General features: G+C 72.3%; 19 protein-coding genes. 8 read left to right on the top strand and 11 right to left on the bottom strand.

The features are described from left to right. Positions 1-13 precede the first annotated feature (13 nt). On the top strand, positions 14-748 hold the full coding sequence (locus AB0P24_RS11315) for a maleylpyruvate isomerase family mycothiol-dependent enzyme (RefSeq protein ID WP_365792553.1): 735 nt from the start codon (positions 14-16) through the stop codon (positions 746-748). 36 nt (positions 749-784) lie between these two features. Here AB0P24_RS11315 and AB0P24_RS11320 read toward each other — a convergent pair whose 3' ends face one another. Beyond that, positions 785-1,186 carry a MarR family transcriptional regulator gene (locus AB0P24_RS11320; protein ID WP_365792555.1) on the bottom strand — a complete coding sequence of 134 codons (402 nt, stop codon included), beginning with the start codon at positions 1,184-1,186 and terminating at the stop codon, positions 785-787. Between the two features lie 86 nt (positions 1,187-1,272). Between AB0P24_RS11320 and AB0P24_RS11325 the strand changes: the two genes are divergently transcribed. Together AB0P24_RS11325 and AB0P24_RS11330 are read left to right on the top strand one after the other, a co-directional pair. Next, a complete protein-coding gene (locus AB0P24_RS11325; protein ID WP_365792557.1) occupies positions 1,273-2,748 on the top strand; it encodes an MFS transporter in 1,476 nt (491 codons plus the stop codon). A gap of 74 nt (positions 2,749-2,822) precedes the next feature. After that, positions 2,823-3,107, top strand: coding sequence for a DUF6332 family protein (locus AB0P24_RS11330; protein WP_365792559.1), 285 nt, complete (start codon positions 2,823-2,825; stop codon positions 3,105-3,107). Here AB0P24_RS11330 and AB0P24_RS11335 read toward each other — a convergent pair. From AB0P24_RS11335 to AB0P24_RS11350, 4 genes are all read right to left on the bottom strand, one after another. Beyond that, complete coding sequence (locus tag AB0P24_RS11335; RefSeq protein WP_365792561.1) at positions 3,068-3,733, bottom strand: response regulator transcription factor; 666 nt, start codon at positions 3,731-3,733, stop codon at positions 3,068-3,070. The genes AB0P24_RS11330 and AB0P24_RS11335 overlap by 40 nt on opposite strands. Next, positions 3,730-4,962: a histidine kinase gene (locus tag AB0P24_RS11340; RefSeq protein ID WP_365792563.1), complete on the bottom strand. Its 1,233-nt coding sequence runs from the start codon at positions 4,960-4,962 to the stop codon at positions 3,730-3,732. Before AB0P24_RS11340 ends, AB0P24_RS11335 begins: the two co-directional genes overlap by 4 nt. Before the next feature lie 53 nt (positions 4,963-5,015). Further along, a complete protein-coding gene (locus tag AB0P24_RS11345; protein WP_365792565.1) occupies positions 5,016-6,266 on the bottom strand; it encodes a GDSL-type esterase/lipase family protein in 1,251 nt (416 codons plus the stop codon). A gap of 62 nt (positions 6,267-6,328) precedes the next feature. Beyond that, positions 6,329-6,901, bottom strand: coding sequence for a WHG domain-containing protein (locus AB0P24_RS11350; RefSeq protein ID WP_365792567.1), 573 nt, complete (start codon positions 6,899-6,901; stop codon positions 6,329-6,331). A gap of 79 nt (positions 6,902-6,980) precedes the next feature. Between AB0P24_RS11350 and AB0P24_RS11355 the strand changes: the two genes are divergently transcribed. After that, entirely contained in the window at positions 6,981-7,475 is a 495-nt protein-coding gene (locus AB0P24_RS11355) for an FBP domain-containing protein (protein WP_365792569.1), read from the top strand. An 11-nt stretch (positions 7,476-7,486) separates the two neighbouring features. Here the strand turns inward: AB0P24_RS11355 and AB0P24_RS11360 are convergent, their stop codons facing one another. Next, positions 7,487-8,179 (bottom strand): TetR/AcrR family transcriptional regulator, encoded by a 693-nt coding sequence (locus tag AB0P24_RS11360; RefSeq protein ID WP_365792571.1) that lies wholly within the window; start codon positions 8,177-8,179, stop codon positions 7,487-7,489. Positions 8,180-8,385: 206 nt separating this feature from the next. Between AB0P24_RS11360 and AB0P24_RS11365 the strand changes: the two genes are divergently transcribed. Next, positions 8,386-8,871, top strand: coding sequence for a nitroreductase family deazaflavin-dependent oxidoreductase (locus AB0P24_RS11365; RefSeq protein WP_365792573.1), 486 nt, complete (start codon positions 8,386-8,388; stop codon positions 8,869-8,871). Here AB0P24_RS11365 and AB0P24_RS11370 read toward each other — a convergent pair. Next, positions 8,861-10,144, bottom strand: a complete 1,284-nt coding sequence (locus AB0P24_RS11370; protein ID WP_365792575.1) for a geranylgeranyl reductase family protein — start codon at positions 10,142-10,144, stop codon at positions 8,861-8,863. The genes AB0P24_RS11365 and AB0P24_RS11370 overlap by 11 nt on opposite strands. 182 nt (positions 10,145-10,326) lie before the next feature. Here AB0P24_RS11370 and AB0P24_RS11375 point away from each other — a divergent pair, with 182 nt between their 5' ends. The 3 genes from AB0P24_RS11375 (at position 10,327) to AB0P24_RS11385 (ending at position 13,634) form a co-directional block, all read left to right on the top strand. Then, positions 10,327-11,682: a dipeptidase gene (locus AB0P24_RS11375; protein WP_365792577.1), complete on the top strand. Its 1,356-nt coding sequence runs from the start codon at positions 10,327-10,329 to the stop codon at positions 11,680-11,682. A gap of 163 nt (positions 11,683-11,845) precedes the next feature. Beyond that, on the top strand, positions 11,846-12,568 hold the full coding sequence (locus tag AB0P24_RS11380; protein WP_365792579.1) for an MBL fold metallo-hydrolase: 723 nt from the start codon (positions 11,846-11,848) through the stop codon (positions 12,566-12,568). 10 nt (positions 12,569-12,578) lie between these two features. After that, positions 12,579-13,634 carry a protein kinase family protein gene (locus AB0P24_RS11385; RefSeq protein WP_365792581.1) on the top strand — a complete coding sequence of 352 codons (1,056 nt, stop codon included), beginning with the start codon at positions 12,579-12,581 and terminating at the stop codon, positions 13,632-13,634. Here AB0P24_RS11385 and AB0P24_RS11390 read toward each other — a convergent pair. From AB0P24_RS11390 to AB0P24_RS11405, 4 genes are read right to left on the bottom strand one after another with little or no spacing between them, the layout of a single operon-like run. Continuing rightward, a complete protein-coding gene (locus AB0P24_RS11390) occupies positions 13,607-14,659 on the bottom strand; it encodes an oligopeptide/dipeptide ABC transporter ATP-binding protein (protein WP_365792583.1) in 1,053 nt (350 codons plus the stop codon). The two genes, AB0P24_RS11385 and AB0P24_RS11390, sit on opposite strands and share 28 nt — an antisense overlap. Next, on the bottom strand, positions 14,656-15,735 hold the full coding sequence (locus AB0P24_RS11395; protein ID WP_365792813.1) for an ABC transporter ATP-binding protein: 1,080 nt from the start codon (positions 15,733-15,735) through the stop codon (positions 14,656-14,658). Before AB0P24_RS11395 ends, AB0P24_RS11390 begins: the two co-directional genes overlap by 4 nt. Positions 15,736-15,770: 35 nt before the next feature. Beyond that, positions 15,771-16,691 carry an ABC transporter permease gene (locus tag AB0P24_RS11400; RefSeq protein WP_365792585.1) on the bottom strand — a complete coding sequence of 307 codons (921 nt, stop codon included), beginning with the start codon at positions 16,689-16,691 and terminating at the stop codon, positions 15,771-15,773. After that, on the bottom strand, positions 16,684-17,670 hold the full coding sequence (locus AB0P24_RS11405; protein ID WP_365792587.1) for an ABC transporter permease: 987 nt from the start codon (positions 17,668-17,670) through the stop codon (positions 16,684-16,686). The genes AB0P24_RS11400 and AB0P24_RS11405 overlap by 8 nt, the downstream gene beginning before the upstream one ends. Positions 17,671-17,717: the final 47 nt, after the last annotated feature.

Consider the following 17,717-nt stretch of genomic DNA (forward strand, 5'->3'; position numbering starts at 1 on the left):
GCACACTCACGGCATGGAGACTGACGAGTTTCTTGAGATCCTCGACCGGGAGGGCCGGTTGCTGGCCACGGCCGCCGCGGAGGCGGGGCTCGACGCCCCGGTGCCCACCTGCCCGGACTGGCGGGTGCGCGACCTGCTGCGGCACACCGGCACCATCCACCGGTGGGCCGCCGGTGTGGTCGCCGACGCCGAGACCTCACCCCGCCCCGTTCCGGACCCGCCGGCCCTCGACGGCACCGAGCTGACCGCCTGGTACCGGGAGGGCCACCGCCGGCTCGTCGACACCCTGGGCGGCGCACCGCGGGACATGACGTGCTGGACCTTCCACCCCGCCCCGGTCTCCGCACCGCTGGCCTTCTGGCTCCGCCGGCAGGCCCACGAGACGACCGTCCACCGCTACGACGCGGAAGCCGCGCGGGGCGGCCGGACCACCCCGATCCGCACGGACTTCGCGGTCGACGGGATCGACGAACTGCTGCGCGGCTTCCACGCCCGCGCGCGCAGCCGGGTCCGCAGCGAACACCCTCGGGTGATACGGGTGCGCGCGGTCGACGCGGACGCGGCCTGGACCGTACGGCTGTCGGCGCGGCCGCCGGTCACGGAACTCGGCGCACACGACGACGCGGCGGCCGAACTCGCCGGTCCCGCCGACCAGTTGTACCTGGCCCTGTGGAACCGGGTGCCGGTGCCGACGGTGCACGGCGACCCGGAGGTGGCCGGCCTGTGGCTGGCGAACTCCGGTATCTGAGCAGCCGGCCACGGCAGGCGGCCCGACCGGCCGGTCTCAGCTCGATTCGGCGGCCAGCATCCTGGTGAGCACCGCGCGCTGCACCGGCAGCACCTCGCCGTGCAGCGCGCGCCCCTTGCCGGTGAGCGCCACCCGCACGCCGCGCCGGTCCTCCGGGCACATGGCCCGCTCGACCAGGCCGTCCTTCTCCAGGCGGGCGATCAGCCGGGACAGCGCGCTCTGACTGAGGTGCACCCGCTCGGCGATCTCCTGGACACGGAAGCTGCACGCGCCGTCCGCCGCCGGCGCGTCGGAGAGCAGGTCGAGGACCTCGAAGTCGCTGGCGCACAGGCCGTGGCCGTGCAGGGCACGGTCGAGCTCGCACTGGGTGCGGGCGTGCAGGGCCAGGATGTCCCGCCATTGCTCCACGAGCGCCTGCTCGGGCTTCTTCGCCGCCATCGGGGCACCGTAGCAGAGAACCAGGATTGTTGCATCGTAATTAAATGCGTTTGCATCTGATGCATGTGCATGTAGTGTCTCGGGTCATGACCTCTCCGCTCACCGCCCCCCTCGCCGAGGGACGCTGGACTCCCCGGCTCTGGGGCACACTGCTGGTGCTCTGCGCCGCCATGTTCCTGGACGCGCTGGACGTGTCGATGGTCGGCGTCGCCCTGCCGTCGATAGGCTCCGACCTGCACCTCTCCACCTCGACGCTGCAATGGATCGTCAGCGGCTACATCCTGGGATACGGCGGCCTGCTCCTGCTCGGCGGCCGCACCGCCGACCTGCTGGGCCGGCGCCAGGTGTTCCTCGTGGCCCTCGGCGTCTTCGCGCTCGCCTCGCTCCTGGGCGGCCTGGTCGACTCGGGTCCGCTGCTGATCGCCAGCCGCTTCGTCAAGGGCCTGAGCGCGGCCTTCACCGCCCCCGCCGGCCTCTCGATCATCACCACCACGTTCCCGGAGGGCCCGCTGCGCAACCGCGCCCTCTCCATCTACACCACCTGCGCGGCCACCGGTTTCTCCATGGGCCTGGTGCTGTCCGGCCTGCTCACCGAGGCCAGCTGGCGCTTCACCATGCTGCTGCCCGCCCCCATCGCCCTGGTCGCGCTCCTCGCCGGCCTCCGGCTGCTGCCGCGCAGCTCCCGCGAACGCGACCACAACGGCTACGACATCCCCGGCGCGGTCCTCGGCACCGCCTCCATGCTGCTCCTGGTGTTCACCGTCGTGGAGGCCCCGCAGGTCGGCTGGGCGTCGGCCCGCACCCTGCTGTCCTTCCTCGCGGTCGCCGTCCTGCTGACCGTCTTCGTCCGGATCGAACGCCGCTCCCCGGGCCCGCTCGTCCGCCTCGGCGTGCTGCGCTCGGGCAACCAGGTCCGCGCACAGCTCGGCGCGATCGCCTTCTTCGGCTCGTACGTCGGCTTCCAGTTCCTGACCACCCTGTACATGCAGTCCCTGCTCGGCTGGTCCGCGCTGCACACCGCGCTGGCCTTCCTGCCGGCCGGCGCGCTGGTGGCGGTGTCCTCGACCAAGGTCGGCGCGATCGTGGACCGCTTCGGCACCCCGCGGCTGATCGCGGCCGGCTTCGCGTTCATGGTCCTCGGCTACGCCCTGTTCCTCCGGGTCGACCTGAGCCCGGCCTACGCGGCGGCGATCCTGCCGTCGATGCTGCTGATCGGAGCGGCCTGCGCCCTGGTCTTCCCCTCCCTCAACATCCAGGCCACCAACGGCGTCGACGACCACGAGCAGGGCATGGTCTCCGGGCTCCTCAACACCTCGGTGCAGGTGGGCGGTGCGATCTTCCTGGCGATCGTCACGGCCGTGGTCACCGCGGGCGCGCCCGCCCACGCGACGCCGCAGGCGGTGCTCGACAGCTACCGTCCCGGCTTCCTGGTGGTCGCGGTCGTGGCCCTCGCCGGGCTGCTGATCACCCTGACGGGGCTGCGCGCCCCGCGCCCGCAGCGGACCGTCGTGATCGCCAGGTCCACCTCCCTGGAGGCGGAGCGCGTGCCCGCGGGCGACTGAACGGGGACGCCGGCGAACCTGCGCCCGGCGGGGGCCCGTTGCCCCGCCGGGCGCCCGGCTGTGAGACTGCCGGGATGACGACGCACGGGGGACGGCGCGGTCAGGCCGAGCGGGACGCGATCACCGTCGAGATCGGATACGCGCTGTGCAGTGCGGCGTTCGCGGCCGCGGTCGTCTACGGCGCGGTGGCCGGTCCTGCGCTGCTGTTCGAGCTGCCCGGCGGCCCGGAGCGCACACTGCGCGTCGTGGGCGCGGGGCTCGCGGCCGTGCTGTTCCTCGCCCGGATGGTCAGCGTGCTGGTCCGGTTCCGGCGCTCGTCTCAGCCCAGCCAGCCCGGCCGTACCAAGCCCGACTCATAGGCCAGGACGACCAGTTGGGCGCGGTCACGGGCGCCCAGTTTGATCATCGTGCGGCTCACGTGGGTCTTGGCGGTGAGGGGGCTGACGACCAGGCGGCGGGCGATCTCCTCGTTGGACAGGCCGATGCCGACCAGGGCCATCACCTCCCTTTCCCGCTCGGTGAGCCGGGCGAGCGCGTCGGCGGCGGCCGGTGCCTTGGAGCGGGCCGCGAACTCCGCGATCAGCCGGCGCGTCACCCCCGGCGACAGCAGCGCGTCCCCGGCCACCACCGCCCTGACCGCCCGCACCAGTTCGTCCGGCTCGGTGTCCTTGACCAGGAACCCGGAGGCTCCGGAACGGATCGCCTCGAAGACGTACTCGTCGACCTCGAACGTCGTCAGCATGACCACCTTCACGTCCGTCAGCTCCGGCTCACCGGTGACCCGGCGGGTCGCGGCCAGGCCGTCCAGACGCGGCATACGGATGTCCATCAGGACGACGTCGGGGCGCAGTTCACGCACCTTGCGCAGCGCCTCCTCGCCGTCCGCCGCCTCACCGGTCACCTCGATGTCCGGCTGCGCGTCGAGCAGCGCCCGGAAACCGGCCCGCACCAGCGACTGGTCGTCGGCGAGCAGTACCCGGATCATCGCTCCTCCCGGTCGTCCGACGGCAGTACGGCCAGCACCCGGAAGCCGCCGTCGGCGCGCGGTCCCGCCTCGATCGTGCCCCCCAGGGCGGCCGCCCGCTCCCGCATCCCGGCCAGCCCGTTCCCGCTGCCGCCCGCGTCCGCCCCGGTCGCCGGGCCGTCGTCGTCGATCCGCAACCGCAGCTTCCCCGCGCCGTGTTCGAGCCGCACGCGCGCGTGCCGTGATCCGGAGTGCCGTACGACGTTGGTGAGGGCCTCCTGCACGATGCGGAAGGCGGCCAGGTCGGCGCCGGGCGGCAGGTGCGGCGGCTCCCCCGTCACGTCGACGGTGAGTCCGGCGCCGGCCGCCTGTTCCACCAGTTCCGGCAGCCGCCCGAGACCGGGCGCCGGCGCCCGTGGCGCGGCTCCCGGTGCCCGCAGGGTGTCGAGCACCTGACGTACCTCGCCGAGGGCCTCCTTGCTGGCCGCCTTGATGGTGGTGAGCGCGGACCTGGCCTGCTCGGGATCGGAGTCGAGGAGCGCGAGACCCATGCCGGCCTGGACGTTGATGACCGAGATGCTGTGCGCCAGGACGTCGTGCAGCTCCCTGGCGATCCGCAGGCGTTCCTCGTCCGCGCGCCGCCGGGCCGCCTGGGCGCGGTCGGCCCGCTCCCGAGCCCACTGCTCGCGCCGCAGCCGGACCAGCTCGGCCACCGAGACGATGATCAGCACCCAGGTGGCGATGATCACTTCCGGGCCGAGGCCCGCCCCCGTGTCGCCCGGCGGCGGCAGCCGGCGGTACAGCCACAGCGAGATCAGCAGATGCCCGGCCCACAGCATCCCGAGCGCCGCCCAGGCGGCCCGCCGGTGCCCGGCGACGACCGTGCTGAAGCAGGCCACGGCGACGGCCGCGAAGACCGGCCCGTACGGGTAGCCGGCACCGAGGTAGACCAGGGCGAGCGCGGCCGTGCCGAACGCCACGGGCACCGGGTGCCGGTGCCGCCACAGCAGCAGGGCACAGGTGGCGAGGAGCAGCAGGCGGGCGTACGGGTCGAGGTGCTCGCGGTGGGGTTGCGCACGGGCGGCGGCGTTCGAGCCCACCAGCACGAGGACGGTGAGCGGCACGGTGGTGCGCCACGGCAGCCGGGGACGGCGGGTACCAGGGGTGGTGGCGTCGGGGTGGTCCCGCCACGGGGGCCCGTACTGCCACCACTGCGCGGGGCCGCGCTCCCGTACCCGCTGCTCGTCCATGACCGCCACGCTAGACGCCGGCGGCACGCGCGGGCGTCAGCCCGGCGGGGTGATCACGCGTACTCCCCGGGAAGTAGGCCGCCGGTCCCGGCCGGGGCGGCTCCCCCTGCTGGTCGGCGGCCGCCGCCGCGGCCCGTGAACGCGCCGTCGTCCGTGAAGGCCAGGGCGGCGAAGCGTTCGCCGATCCGGCGGTGGGTGGCCGCGTCCGGGTGGAGTCCGTCGGGCAGCGGAAGGTCGGCCGCGTCGGCCTCGCCGTAGAGGGCACGGCCGTCGAGGTAGTGGAGGTGGGGGTCCTCGGCGGCGCGCTGGGCGACGATCCGGGACAGCTCGTCGCGGATGACGCTCAGGGTGAGCTTGCCGCTCGCGCGCTCGGCCGGGTCGCCGGCGGCCGTGAAGGCGAGCCGGCCCGCGCCGAGGGCGCTCAGGTCCATGGCGGTGGGGCCCGGCGTGTCCTCGTGCATCGGGCACAGGATCGGCGACACGACCAGCAGCGGGGTGGTGGGGTGCCCCTCGCGGACGGTGTCGAGGAAGCCGTGCACGGCGGGGCCGAAGGCGCGCAGCCGCATCAGGTCGGTGTTGACGACGTTGATGCCGAGCTTGAGGCTGATCAGGTCGGCCGGGGTGTCCCGGACGGCGCGGGCGGTGAACGGGTCGAGCAGGGCGCTGCCGCCCAGCCCCAGGTTGACCAGCTCCACGCCGGCGAGCGAGGCCGCCAGCGCGGGCCAGACGGCGGTGGGGCTCGCGGCGTCGGAGCCGTGGCTGATGGAACTGCCGTGGTGCAGCCAGACCTTGCGGCCGTGGTCGGGTACGGCGGTGAGCGGGGCGTCGGTGCGCAGCGCGACCAGTTCGGTCGTCTCGTTGTGCGGCAGCCAGATCTCGACGGTCTTCTCGCGCTCCGGCAGTCCGGTGAAGCCGAGGGTGCCGACCGGTCCGGGGCGCAGCTCCATGGTCCCGGCGCTCAGGTCGACGACCTGGACCGTGCCGCCGGGCACGCTGCCCTGGCCGGCCAGGGTGCCGTCGACGAGCAGGTCGTAGACGCCGTCCGGGCGGGGCGGCGCGCCGACGTAGAGCCGCTTGACGGGCAGGGTGTCCAGTTCCACGGCGGTGGCGCGGGTACGGAACACCAGCCGCACGCCGGAGGGCTGGGACTCGACCATGGCGAGCTGCGGGTCGTCGCACTGGGCGCGGGCCCGGGCCGGGAGCCGGTGCGGCAGGACGCCGTGCTCGGTGTGCTCCAGGTCCAGGGCGCCACGGAGGAGGCTCGCGGTGATCGGGGTGGTGATCCAGCGGGGGTCGGTGTTCATCGCCTCTGTGTTCCGTCTGCTTTCGGTTCGGTGTTCCGTCCCTGTTCCCCGCGAAGGGGCGGTCAGGCCGGTGCGGGCCAGGTGCGCAGCAGGGCGTCGAGGGCGTCGAGGACACGGGTCCAGGACTGCTGGCTGTCGGGGGCGCTGTGGCTGAAGCCACCGCTCAGTTCCAGGTCGACGAAGCCGTGGAAGACGCTGCCGAGCATCCGGACGGCATGGGTCTCGTCCGGTTCGGTCAGGTCGTAGCCGCGCAGGATCGCCCGGGTCATCTGGGCGTGCCGGACGCCGGCGCTCGCCGCGGCCGTCTCCGGGTCGAGGCGCAGCCGGGCCGCCGTGTAGCGGCCGGGGTGGGCGCGGGCGTAGTCGCGGTAGACGTCGGCGAACGCGACGAGGGCGTCCTTGCCGGCCCGTCCGGCCAGCGCGTCGGCGGCCCGGTCGGCGAGTTCCTCCAGCGCCAGCAGGGCGATCCTCGTCTTCAGGTCCTGGGAGCTTTTGACGTGCGAGTACAGGCTCGCGACCTTCACGTCGAACCGTCTGGCCAGCGCCGAGACGGTCACCTGGTCGAAGCCGACCTCGTCGGCCAGCTCGGCTCCGGCCCGGACCAGCCGTTCCGTACTCAGCCCCGCTCGCGCCACACCCGCTCCTCGCCTCCGGTTCCCACCTTCAGGAATTATGCATTTGCCTAAAGTCTTTAGGCAAATTAGCGTGCGCTGCATGAGACAGCTGACCGAACAAGAGATCCGTGCCGCGTTCGTGAACTGCACCAAGGGCGCGGCGAAACGCCTGAACATCCCCCACGGCCTGGACGAACGACCATGGGCCGACCTGGACTACTTCGGCTGGCGCGACCCCCAGGCACCGGACCGCGCCTACCTGGTGACCGAACTGGACGACGGCCACGCGCGGGCGGTGGCGCTGCGCTGCCCCAGCCCCTCCTCCTGGCAGACCCGGCGCAGCATGTGCTCGATCTGCCTGACCACGCACACCGGAGGCGTCTCCCTGATGGTCGCCGCCAAGGCCGGGAAGGCCGGGCTGCAGGGCAACTCCGTGGGCGCGTACCTCTGTAGCGACCTCGCCTGTTCGCTGTACGTGCGGGGCAAGCGGGACGCGGGCCCGGGCGGGCGCATGCCGGAGTCGCTCACGCAGGAGGAGAAGATACGGCGGACGGTGACGAACCTCGCCGCGTTCCTGGACAAGGTGACGGCCTGAGCCGAGGCCTTCTAGGGGAAAACCAGGCCCACCCCGTGGGCGAGCTGCGCGGCCGCATGGCGGAAGAACCGGTCCCGCTCCTCCACGACCCCCTTGAACTGGCCGAACAGTTCGAACCCCACCAACCCGAACAACTGGGCCCACGCCGCGACCATGGCCACCGCCGCCTCCGGCGGCAGGCCGGGCATCAGCTCGTCGGCCATCCGGCGGGCCTCGGGGGCGAGCTCGGCGGGTACGGGGGTACGGGCCAGACCGCGCCGCTCGAACGCGTCCCGCAGGATCCCGATGAGGACCATGGCCACCCGGGCGGCCGGTGGAATGGTCGTCTCCGGAGCCGAGTAGCCGGGCACCGGCGAGCCGTAGATCAGCGCGTACTCGTGCGGGTGGGTCAGCGCCCAGCCGCGCACCGCCTCGCACACCGCCACCCAGCGCTGCGCCGGCGCCGCGTCGGCGACAGCGGCGTGGGCGGTCTCGGCGGCCTCGCCGAGGGAGTCGTAGGCGTCGATGATCAGCGCGGTGAGCAGGTCGTCACGGCTGGGGAAGTAGCGGTAGAGCGCCGAGGAGACCATGCCGAGTCGGCGCGCGACGGCTCGCAGCGACAGCTTGGCCGCGCCCTCGGCGGCGAGCTGTCTGCGCGCCTCGTCCTTGATGGCCGTGGCGACTTCCATCCTGGCTCGCGCGCGGGCGCCCTGCGGGGTGGTCATGGGGAGCAGTCTGCCATGTTCGCAGAGCAGTGCACACGGTTTGGAGCAGTGCACTTGTTGTGGATCGGCGCTCACAGATGAGAGCAGCGCTCACGAGATGGTGCGGCGCTCAAAAAAGAGAGCACCGCTCTTGCATTGGAACACCGATCTCCCCCACACTGTTGCTCTAGCGAGAGCACTGCTCTCTCAATCAAATGGGGGTCACCATGTCGTCGTCGCAGTCACAGCCTCAGCCGCAGGCGTCGCCCGAGCCGTACTACGCCAAGACCAACGCGCTGGCCGTCCGCGTGAACAGCCTCGTCGGCTGGCTCGCCCGGCACGGGATCAGCTTCGCGGGCAGCGCGGAACTGTCCGTGCGCGGCCGCAAGAGCGGCAAGATGCAGCGCGTCCCGGTCAACCCGCACACGTACGACGGCAGCCAGTACCTGGTCTCGGCGCGTGGCAACTCCCAGTGGGTGCGGAACATGCGCGTGGCCGGCGGTGGCGAGCTGCGGGTGGGGCGGAAGGTGCGTGAGTTCACCGTGGTGGAGCTTCCCGACGCCGAGAAGCTCCCGGTGCTGCGGGCCTACCTGGAGAAGTGGGGCTGGGAGGTCAAGCAGTACTTCCCCGGGGTGACGGCCAAGTCCTCGGACGACGAACTCGTCGCGGCCGGCGCCGACCACCCCGTCTTCCGGGTCACCGTCACGAAGTGACGGCTTCCTCGTCGGCGGCGTCCTCGGCGGGGGCGTTCTCCTTCGCCGCCGGCCCCGGGTCGAACGCCGTGAGGGCGCGCTGGGCCAGCGGGTGGGAGCGGATGAGCTCACCGAGGGAGGTCCGGCCCTGGGTGATCTCCTTGAACGCCCGCCAGGCGGGACGGAACCCGGTCAGCGCCGCGTGGAACAGCCCGGGCCGGCGTTCGAACACCGCGAGCATCCGCTTGCCGACGCTCATCTCGACGCCGAGGCCCGCCTTGACGGCGAAGGCGTAGTTCAGCGCCTGGCGGCGGGTGTCGACGGCGTCGTGGGCCTCGGCGATCCGCACCGCCCACTCCCCCGCGAGCCGCCCCGAACGCAGTGCGAAGGAGATGCCCTCACGGGTCCACGGCTCGAGCAGACCCGCCGCGTCACCGCAGACCAGCACCCGGCCCCGGGACAGCGGGGAGTCGTCGGCGCGGCAGCGGGTCAGGTGGCCGGAGGAGATGCTCGGCTCGAAGCCGGCGAGGCCGAGCCGGGCGATGAGGTCCTCCAAGTACCGCTTGGTGGCCGCGCCTTCGCCGCGCGCCGAGATCACGCCGACGGTCAGGGTGTCCCCCTTGGGAAAGACCCAGCCGTAACTGCCGGGCATCGGCCCCCAGTCGATGAGGACCCGGCCCTTCCAGTCCTCGGCGACCGTCTCGGGCACCGGGATCTCCGCCTCCAGGCCGAGGTCGACCTGGTCGACCTTCACCCCGACGTGGGCGCCTATGCGGCTGGCGCTGCCGTCCGCGCCGACCACGGCGCGGGCCAGCAGGGTCTCGCCGCCCTGGAGCACGACCGCGACCGTCCGCCGGTCCGGTACCGCCGAGCCGTGCTGCTCGACGCGCTGCACGGCGGCGCCGGTGCGCAGCTCGGCGCCCGCCTTCTGGGCGTGCTCGACCAGCTGCTGGTCGAACTCGGGCCGGTTGATCAGCCCGAACATCATCTGCTTGGAGCGGCGCGTACGGGTGAACCGCCCGTTGTTGGAGAAGGTGACCGCGTGCACCCGGTCTTTGAGGGGCAGCTCGAAGCCGGGCGGCAGCGCGTCGCGCGAGGGGCCGATGATGCCGCCGCCGCAGGTCTTGTACCGGGGCAGCTCGGCCTTCTCCAGCAACAGCACGCGCCGTCCCGCGACTGCCGCCGCATAGGCGGCCGAGGCCCCCGCGGGTCCCGCGCCCACCACGACGACGTCCCACACCCGCTGTACGTCGTCCGCCCGCACGTCGTCCGCCGAAGAATTCTCGCCGCTCACGATGGTCCGCTGCTCCGATCAAGCCGTAGAAGCCGTATCAAGCCGTAGGTCAGGCCCTGTCCGTCCGCAGGCCGACACCTGTCACCTGTCCCCCCGCATCCTACGGCGGAGATCGCCGCAGGCCACTGTGGGAGGATCGGTCCACTCACCAGTTCAACGTCGCACCCACGAGGAGCGTGCCCATGTCGTCCAATCCGGTCGCCGAGACCGTCACCGCCCTGCTTCCGAGGGCCAAGGCGGAGCTCGCCGAGCTGGTGGCGTTCAAGTCGGTGGCTGACTTCGCCCAGTTCCCGAAGAGCGAGAGCGAGGGCGCCGCGAACTGGGTGGCCGACGCGCTGCGCGCCGAGGACTTCACGGACGTCGCCATAGTGGACACCCCGGACGGCACGCAGTCGGTGTACGGCTGTCTGCCGGGCCCGGAGGGTGCCAAGACGGTCCTGCTGTACGCGCACTACGACGTGCAGCCGCCGCTGGACGAGACCGCCTGGACCACCCCGCCGTTCGAGCTGACGGAGCGGGACGGCCGCTGGTACGGGCGCGGTGCCGCCGACTGCAAGGGCGGCGTGATCATGCACCTGCTGGCGCTGCGCGCGCTGAAGGCGAACGGCGGCGTCCCGGTCACCGTCAAGGTGATCGCCGAGGGCTCGGAGGAGATGGGCACCGGCGGCCTGGAGCGGTACGCCGAACAGCACCCCGAGCTGCTGGCGGCGGACGCGATCGTCATCGGTGACACGGGCAACTTCCGGGTGGGGCTGCCGACCGTCACCACGACCCTGCGGGGGATGACCTCCGTCCGCATCCAGATCGACACGCTCCGGGGCAACCTGCACTCGGGCCAGTTCGGCGGTGCCGCCCCGGACGCGCTGGCCGCGCTGATCCGGGTCCTGGACTCGCTGCGCGCCGAGGACGGTTCCACGACGGTCGACGGGCTCACGCCCGGGACCCGCTGGGAGGGCCTGGAGTACGACGAGCAGCAGTTCCGTACGGACTCGAAGGTGCTGGACGGTGTCGGACTGATCGGCGACGGCTCGGTCGCGGACCGCATCTGGGCCGGTCCGTCGGTCACGGTGCTCGGCATCGACTGCCCGCCGGTGGTCGGCGCCACCCCGTCGGTGCAGGCCAGCGCCCGCGCCCTGGTCAACCTCCGGGTGCCGCCGGGCGTGGACGCGGCGGAGGCGGGCAAGCTGCTCCAGGCCCACCTGGAGGCGCACACGCCGTGGGGTGCGCGGGTGCGGACCGAGGCGGTCGGCCAGGGCCAGCCGTTCCGCGCGGACACCAGCAGCCCGGCCTACCGGGCGATGGCCGACGCGATGGCGGTCGCCTACCCGGACGAGACGATGCAGTACGCCGGTCAGGGCGGCTCCATCCCGCTGTGCAACACCCTCGCCGGTCTCTACCCGCAGGCCGAGATCCTGCTGATCGGCCTGAGCGAGCCGGAGGCGCAGATCCACGCCGTCAACGAGAGCGTGTCCCCCGAGGAGCTGGAGCGCCTGTCGGTGGCGGAGGCGTTGTTCCTGCGGAACTACGCGGCGAGCTGACACACCGGGCCGGCCCGCACACGCGGTCGGCCTGTGTAAGCGGTGGGCCCGCTCACACGCTGGGCCCGCTTACACGGTGGGCCCGCGTACGCGGTGGGCTGAATCGCTCCGCCCACGGCGGAGGGCCCTCGTCCATGGACGGGGTCCTTCCTACGGTCGGGACATGGACGTCATCGAGCTGCTCCCCCGGCTGCACCTGCTGCGCTTCCCGGTGGGCCAGGCCTACCTCTGGCACGACCCGGACACCGGCGCCTCGACGCTGATCGACTCCGGCCCGCCCGGCTCGGGCCGGCCGATCGCCGACGCGCTCACCGCGCTGGGGCGGTCTCCCGCGACGGTACGACGGATCGTCCTCACCCATTTCCACGAGGACCACGTCGGCGGGGCCGCCGAGTTCGCCGCGCTGAGCGGAGCCGAGGTGCTGGCCCACCGCCTGGACGCTCCGGTGATCCGGCGCGAGCTCCCGGGCCCGCCACCGGTGTTCGAGGACTGGGAGCTGCCGATCCGCGCCGCGGTCCTCGAACTGCTGCCCGCCGGCGAGCCGGCGCCCCCGGCGGAGGTGACGGAGCTGTCCGACGGGGACGTCCTGGACTTCGGCGGCGGTGCCCGGGTCGTCCACGTACCCGGGCACACCCACGGCAGCGTCGCCCTCCATCTGCCGGCGTACGGTGTGCTGTTCACCGGAGACGCGGTGGCGGCCGCCCCGGCCACCGGTGCGGTGATGCCCGGGGTGTTCAACCTCGACCGGGACGAAGCCGTCGCCTCCTTCCGGCTGCTGGCCACCCTGGACACGGAGACGGCGTGCTTCGGCCACGGTGATCCGCTGATCACCGGCGCGGCACGGGCGCTGCGGGAATCCGCGGACAGCTGGGGGCCGCCGCGGTGACCATGGGGGGATGACCGACACCACGAGCCGCGTCGCCGCCCACGCCGGCATCGCGACCTCCCTGGCCCTGCTGAGCGACGTCGAGCTGGCCGAACTGGTCGCGGCCGGCCGGCCGCTCGGCACCGGGATCGGCGGCCGAGCGGTGCGGCTCACGGTGGACGGCAGACCGGTGTTCGTGAAGCGGATCCCCCTGACCGACCGGGAACAGGACCCGCGGCACACCCGCTCCACCGAGAACCTCTTCGCCCTGCCGGCGTACTGCCACTACGGCATCGGCACGATCGGCAGCCCGGGGTTCGGCGCCTGGCGGGAGCTGGCCGCGCACCAGGTGACCACGGACTGGGTGCTGGCAGGCCGGTTCGCCGGTTTCCCGCTGCTGCACCACTGGCGGGTCCTGCCCGCCGCGCCGGCCCCGCTGCCGGATCAACTCGCCGACATCGAAGGGGCGGTGGCCTACTGGGGCGGCTCCACGGGAGTGCGGGAGCGCATCGAGGCCCTGCGGGACGCCTCCGCGAGCCTCACGCTGTTCCTGGAGCACATCCCGTACACCCTGCACGACTGGCTGGACGCCGAACTGCGCACGGACCGGGCGGACTCGGCCTGCGTCCGCACGGCCCACGGCCTGGCGGAACTCACCGCCTTCCTCTCGGAGAGTCATCTCCTGCACCTCGACGCCCACTTCGGCAACATCCTCACCGACGGCCGGCGGCTGTACCTCACCGACTTCGGGCTCAGCCTCAGCTCCCGCTTCCGGCTGGCCCCCGACGAACGGGACTTCTTCGACCGGCATCGGCACTACGACCGCGCGTACACCGGCTACTACCTGGTGATCTGGCTGGTCACCGCCCTGTACGGGTACCGGGGCGAGGAGCGCGCCGAGTTCGTGCGCTGCTGCGCCGCGGGCAGCCGTCCCGAGGGCATTCCCCGGGCCGCCGCCGACCTGCTGGTCCGCCATGCCCCGCACGCCGTCCCCATGGAGGTGTTCTGCCGACGGGTGGAGCGGGAGAGCCGGCTGACGCCGTTCCCCGGCCCGGACGGTCACAGCAGCTGCACGTTCTCCGCGTAGTGGCAGGCGACCGGGTGGCCGCCGCCCCGGTCCACCAGGTCCGGCACCTGTTCGACGCAGGCGGTGCGCTCGCTGTCGGTGAGCCGGCCGGCGAACGTGGGGCAGCGGGTGCGGAAGCGGCAGCCGCTGGGCGGGCGGACCGGGCTGGGGACGTCGCCCTGGACGGTGATCCGTTTCCGGGCGCGTTCCTTGCGCGGGTCGGGCAGCGGGATCGCCGAGACCAGGGCCTGGGTGTAGGGGTGGGCGGGGCGGGCGAAGAGCCGGCGGGCGGGGGCGATCTCCACCAGGCGGCCCAGGTACATCACCGCGACCCGGTGGGCGACATGGCGCATCACGGAGAGGTCGTGCGCCACGAACAGGAAGGACAGGCCCAGTTCGCTCTGCAGGTCCATCAGCAGGTTGAGGACGCCTGCCTGGATCGACACGTCCAGCGCGGAGACCGGCTCGTCCAGCACGACCACCCTGGGGCGCAGCGCCAACGCCCGTGCGATGCCGATGCGTTGCCGCTGGCCGCCGGAGAACTCGTGCGCGAAGCGGTTGCCGTGCTCTGGGTTCAGGCCGACCAGGCGAAGCAGTTCGCGTACCTCGTCGGGGGCGCCGGGGCCGTAGCGGCCGTGGATGCGCAGGGGTTCGGCGACGATCTCGTGGACGGAGATCCGGGGGTCCAGGGAGGCGTACGGGTCCTGGAAGACGATCTGCAGCTCCCGGCGCAGCGGCCGCATCTGACGTCTGCTCAGGTCGGTCAGCGACCGGCCGCGGTAGTGGACGGAGCCCGAGGTGGCCGTCTCCAGGTTGAGCAGGGTCCGGGAGACGGTCGTCTTGCCGGAGCCGGACTCGCCGACCAGGCCGAGCGTCTCGTTCGCGTACAGGTCGAAGGAGACCCCGCAGACGGCGTGCACGTCGCCGACCCGGCGGCGGACCACGCCCCGCGACATCACGGGGAAGTGTTTGACCAGGTCACGAACTTGAAGGACGGGGTCGTCGGTGCCGCCGTGACCGGGCAGCGGGGGCAGCGGATCGGTCATCGGGCATCGTCCTCCAGGTCCGCGAACCGGGCCAGTGCCTCGGTGTCGGCGCCGACGGTGCCGAAGACCTCGTCGGCCGCCGTGCCGACGAGTTCGTCGGCGAAGTGGCAGGCGCTGCGGTGGGCGTCCGATCCGGCGGCGCGCAGGGCGGGTTCGGTGCTGTCGCAGGGCTCCCGGCGCATCGGGCAGCGGGGTGCGAAGGGGCAGCCCGGGGGCAGGTTGAGCAGCGAGGGCGGGGATCCGGTGATGGGGGTCAGGCGGTCCTCCTCGCGGTCGAGGCGGGGCAGGGAGCCGAGCAGGCCCAGGGTGTAGGGCATGCGCGGGGTGTAGAAGATGTCCTCGACCGAGCCGGTCTCCACGATCCGCCCGGCGTACATGACGGCGACCCGGTCGGTGTGGCCGGCGACCACGCCGAGATCGTGGGTGATCAGGACGAGCGCGGCGCCGGTCTCGGCGCGGGCCGTCTCCAGGGCCTGAAGGATCTGTGCCTGGACGGTGACGTCGAGGGCGGTGGTGGGCTCGTCGGCGATGATCACGTCCGGGTCGTTGGCGATCGCGATGGCGATGACGACGCGCTGGCGCATGCCGCCGGAGAGCTCGTGCGGGTAGCTGTCGACGCGCCGTTCGGGGCTCGGGATGCCGACCGTGCCGAGGAGTTCCACGGCACGTGCGCGGGCCGGGCGTCTGCCGAGCCCGGGGTGGTGTCTGAGCAGGGTCTCGGCGATCTGGTAGCCGACCGTGTAGACGGGGTTGAGGGAGGTCATCGGGTCCTGGAAGACCATGGCGATGCCACTGCCCCGTACGTCCGAGAGGCGGGCGTCGGACATGCCGAGCAGTTCCGTGCCCTCGAACCGCACCGAGCCGCGCACCCGGGCCGAGCCGGGCAGCAGCCCCATCACCGCCAGCGCGGTGACGGACTTGCCGGAGCCGGACTCGCCGACGATGCCCAGCGCCTCGCCCGGTTCCAGCCGGTAGCCGACGCCGCGCACCGCCCGTACGGTCCCGTCCTCGGTGGGGAACTCCACGCTCAGGTCCTCGACTTCGAGAACGGCGCCGGATTCTTCGCCCTTCCCCACGACCCTGTCGATGCCCTTGCGGTTGCCCGTGTCGGTCACTGTCGCACCCTTTGCTGCCGGGGGTCGAAGGCGTCGCGCAGTCCGTCGCCGATGAAGTTGATGGTGAGGGCGATGGCGATGATGAAGGCGCCGGGGATGTAGAAGAGCCAGGGCCGGGTGTCGACCGCGGTCTGCGCCTGGGCGACCAGCAGCCCGAGGGAGGTGTCCGGTGGTTGGACGCCGAACCCGAGGAAGGACAGGGCGGTCTCGGTGAGGATGCCGGTGGCGACCAGGATGGTGGCGTTCACGATGATCGGGCCGAGCGCGTTGGGCAGCAGGTGCCGGAAGATGATCCGGGTGTCGGAGGCGCCGAGCGCCCGGGCGGCCTCCACGAACTCCTTCTCGCGCAGGGACAGTACGGACGAGCGCACCACCCGGGACACGTACGCCCAGGTGAGTCCGGCGATCACCACGGCGATCCAGTACCAGGAACCGCCGCTGCGCGAGGAGATGACCAGCGCGATCGCGAACAGCGGGAGGGTCAGCACCAGATCGGCGATGCGCATCATCAGTGCGTCGACGAGCCCCCGGTAGAAGCCGGCGATCGCGCCCCACACGGCGCCGACCAGGGTCGAGCCGAGCGCGATCAGGATGGCGATCTTCAGCGAGGTCTGGGTGCCGCGCATCACCTGTGCGTAGGCGTCGTACCCCGAGGAGTCGGTGCCGAACGGGTGCTTCCGGGAGGGGGGCTGGGAATTGTCGGGTGTGTACTTGGCGTACGAGTAGTGCCAGAAGTGCGGGCCGACGAAGGCCCACAGCACGATCAGCACGAAGACGGCCAGGCTGATCATCGCGGCCCGGTGGCGCAGGAAGCGGCGCAGGACGAGCTGGGTCTGGCTGCGCTGCACGACGGTGAACTCGCCGTCGTCGCCCGGCGTTCGCGTGCCGGCCGGCCCGAGTGCCCCGATGTCAGTCATAGCGGATCCTCGGGTCGAGAACGGCGTAGAGGAGGTCGGCGAAGAGGTTGAAGACGATGACGACGACGGCGGACAGCAGCAGCCAGGCCATGGTCCGGTAGACGTCGAGGGTGGTGGCTGCCTGGACGAGCATCTCGCCCATGCCGTGCCACTGGAAGATCGTCTCGGTGATGACCGCGCCGCCGAGGATGATCGCGATGTCGAGGGCGGTGACGGTGGCGAGCGGGATCAGCGCGGTGCGCAGGGCGTGACGGGTGAGCACCCGGCCGCGGCGCAGCCCCTTGGCGCGGGCGAGCCGAACGTAGTCGCTGTCCAGGACTTCGAGCATGGCGGCGCGGGTGTAGCGGGTCCAGGAGGCGAAGGAGACCAGGGCCAGGGTGATGGTGGGCAGGATGAGGTGGCCGACGCGGTCGGTGAACTCGTTCCAGGTGGTGTCGACTTCGAGGTACGGGGACTTCTCGCCGATGGTGCCGAGGAACTGGCTGCCGGTCTCCTGGTTGAACCAGACTCCGGCCTGCTTGAGCAGGACCGCGAACCAGAACACGGGCATGGCGAGGAACAGGAAGCCGAGGAAGGTGATGGTGTAGTCGGCGACGCTGTACTGGCGGATCGCGCTGAACACGCCGAAGACGATCGACATCACGAGGGCGAGGAGCATGGCGGCGGCGACCAGGGTGACGGTGACCCGGAAGCGGGTGAAAAGGTCGTGGCCGATGTCCAGGTTGGACTGGACGGACGGACCCCAGTCGCCGTGCAGGACGCCGGTGATCCAGTTCCAGTAGCGTGCCACGACCGGTTCGTCGGCGTGGATGTGGCGGGCGAAGGCGGTCACGGCGGCCTTGCTGGGCGGCGGTTGCCGGGAGGTGGCGAAGTTGGCCACCGGGTCCCCGGAGTTGACGACGACCAGGAAGACGATGAACGTCGAGACGATCAGGACGGGTATGGAGACGAGGATGCGGCGCACGGTGTAGGCGAGCATGCGGTCTTCTCTCACGGATCTCACGGATCTCACGGATGCGGAGGCGG

It is taken from the genome of Streptomyces sp. NPDC086519, assembly GCF_040686075.1.
Taxonomy (GTDB): Bacteria; Actinomycetota; Actinomycetes; order Streptomycetales; family Streptomycetaceae; genus Streptomyces; species Streptomyces shenzhenensis.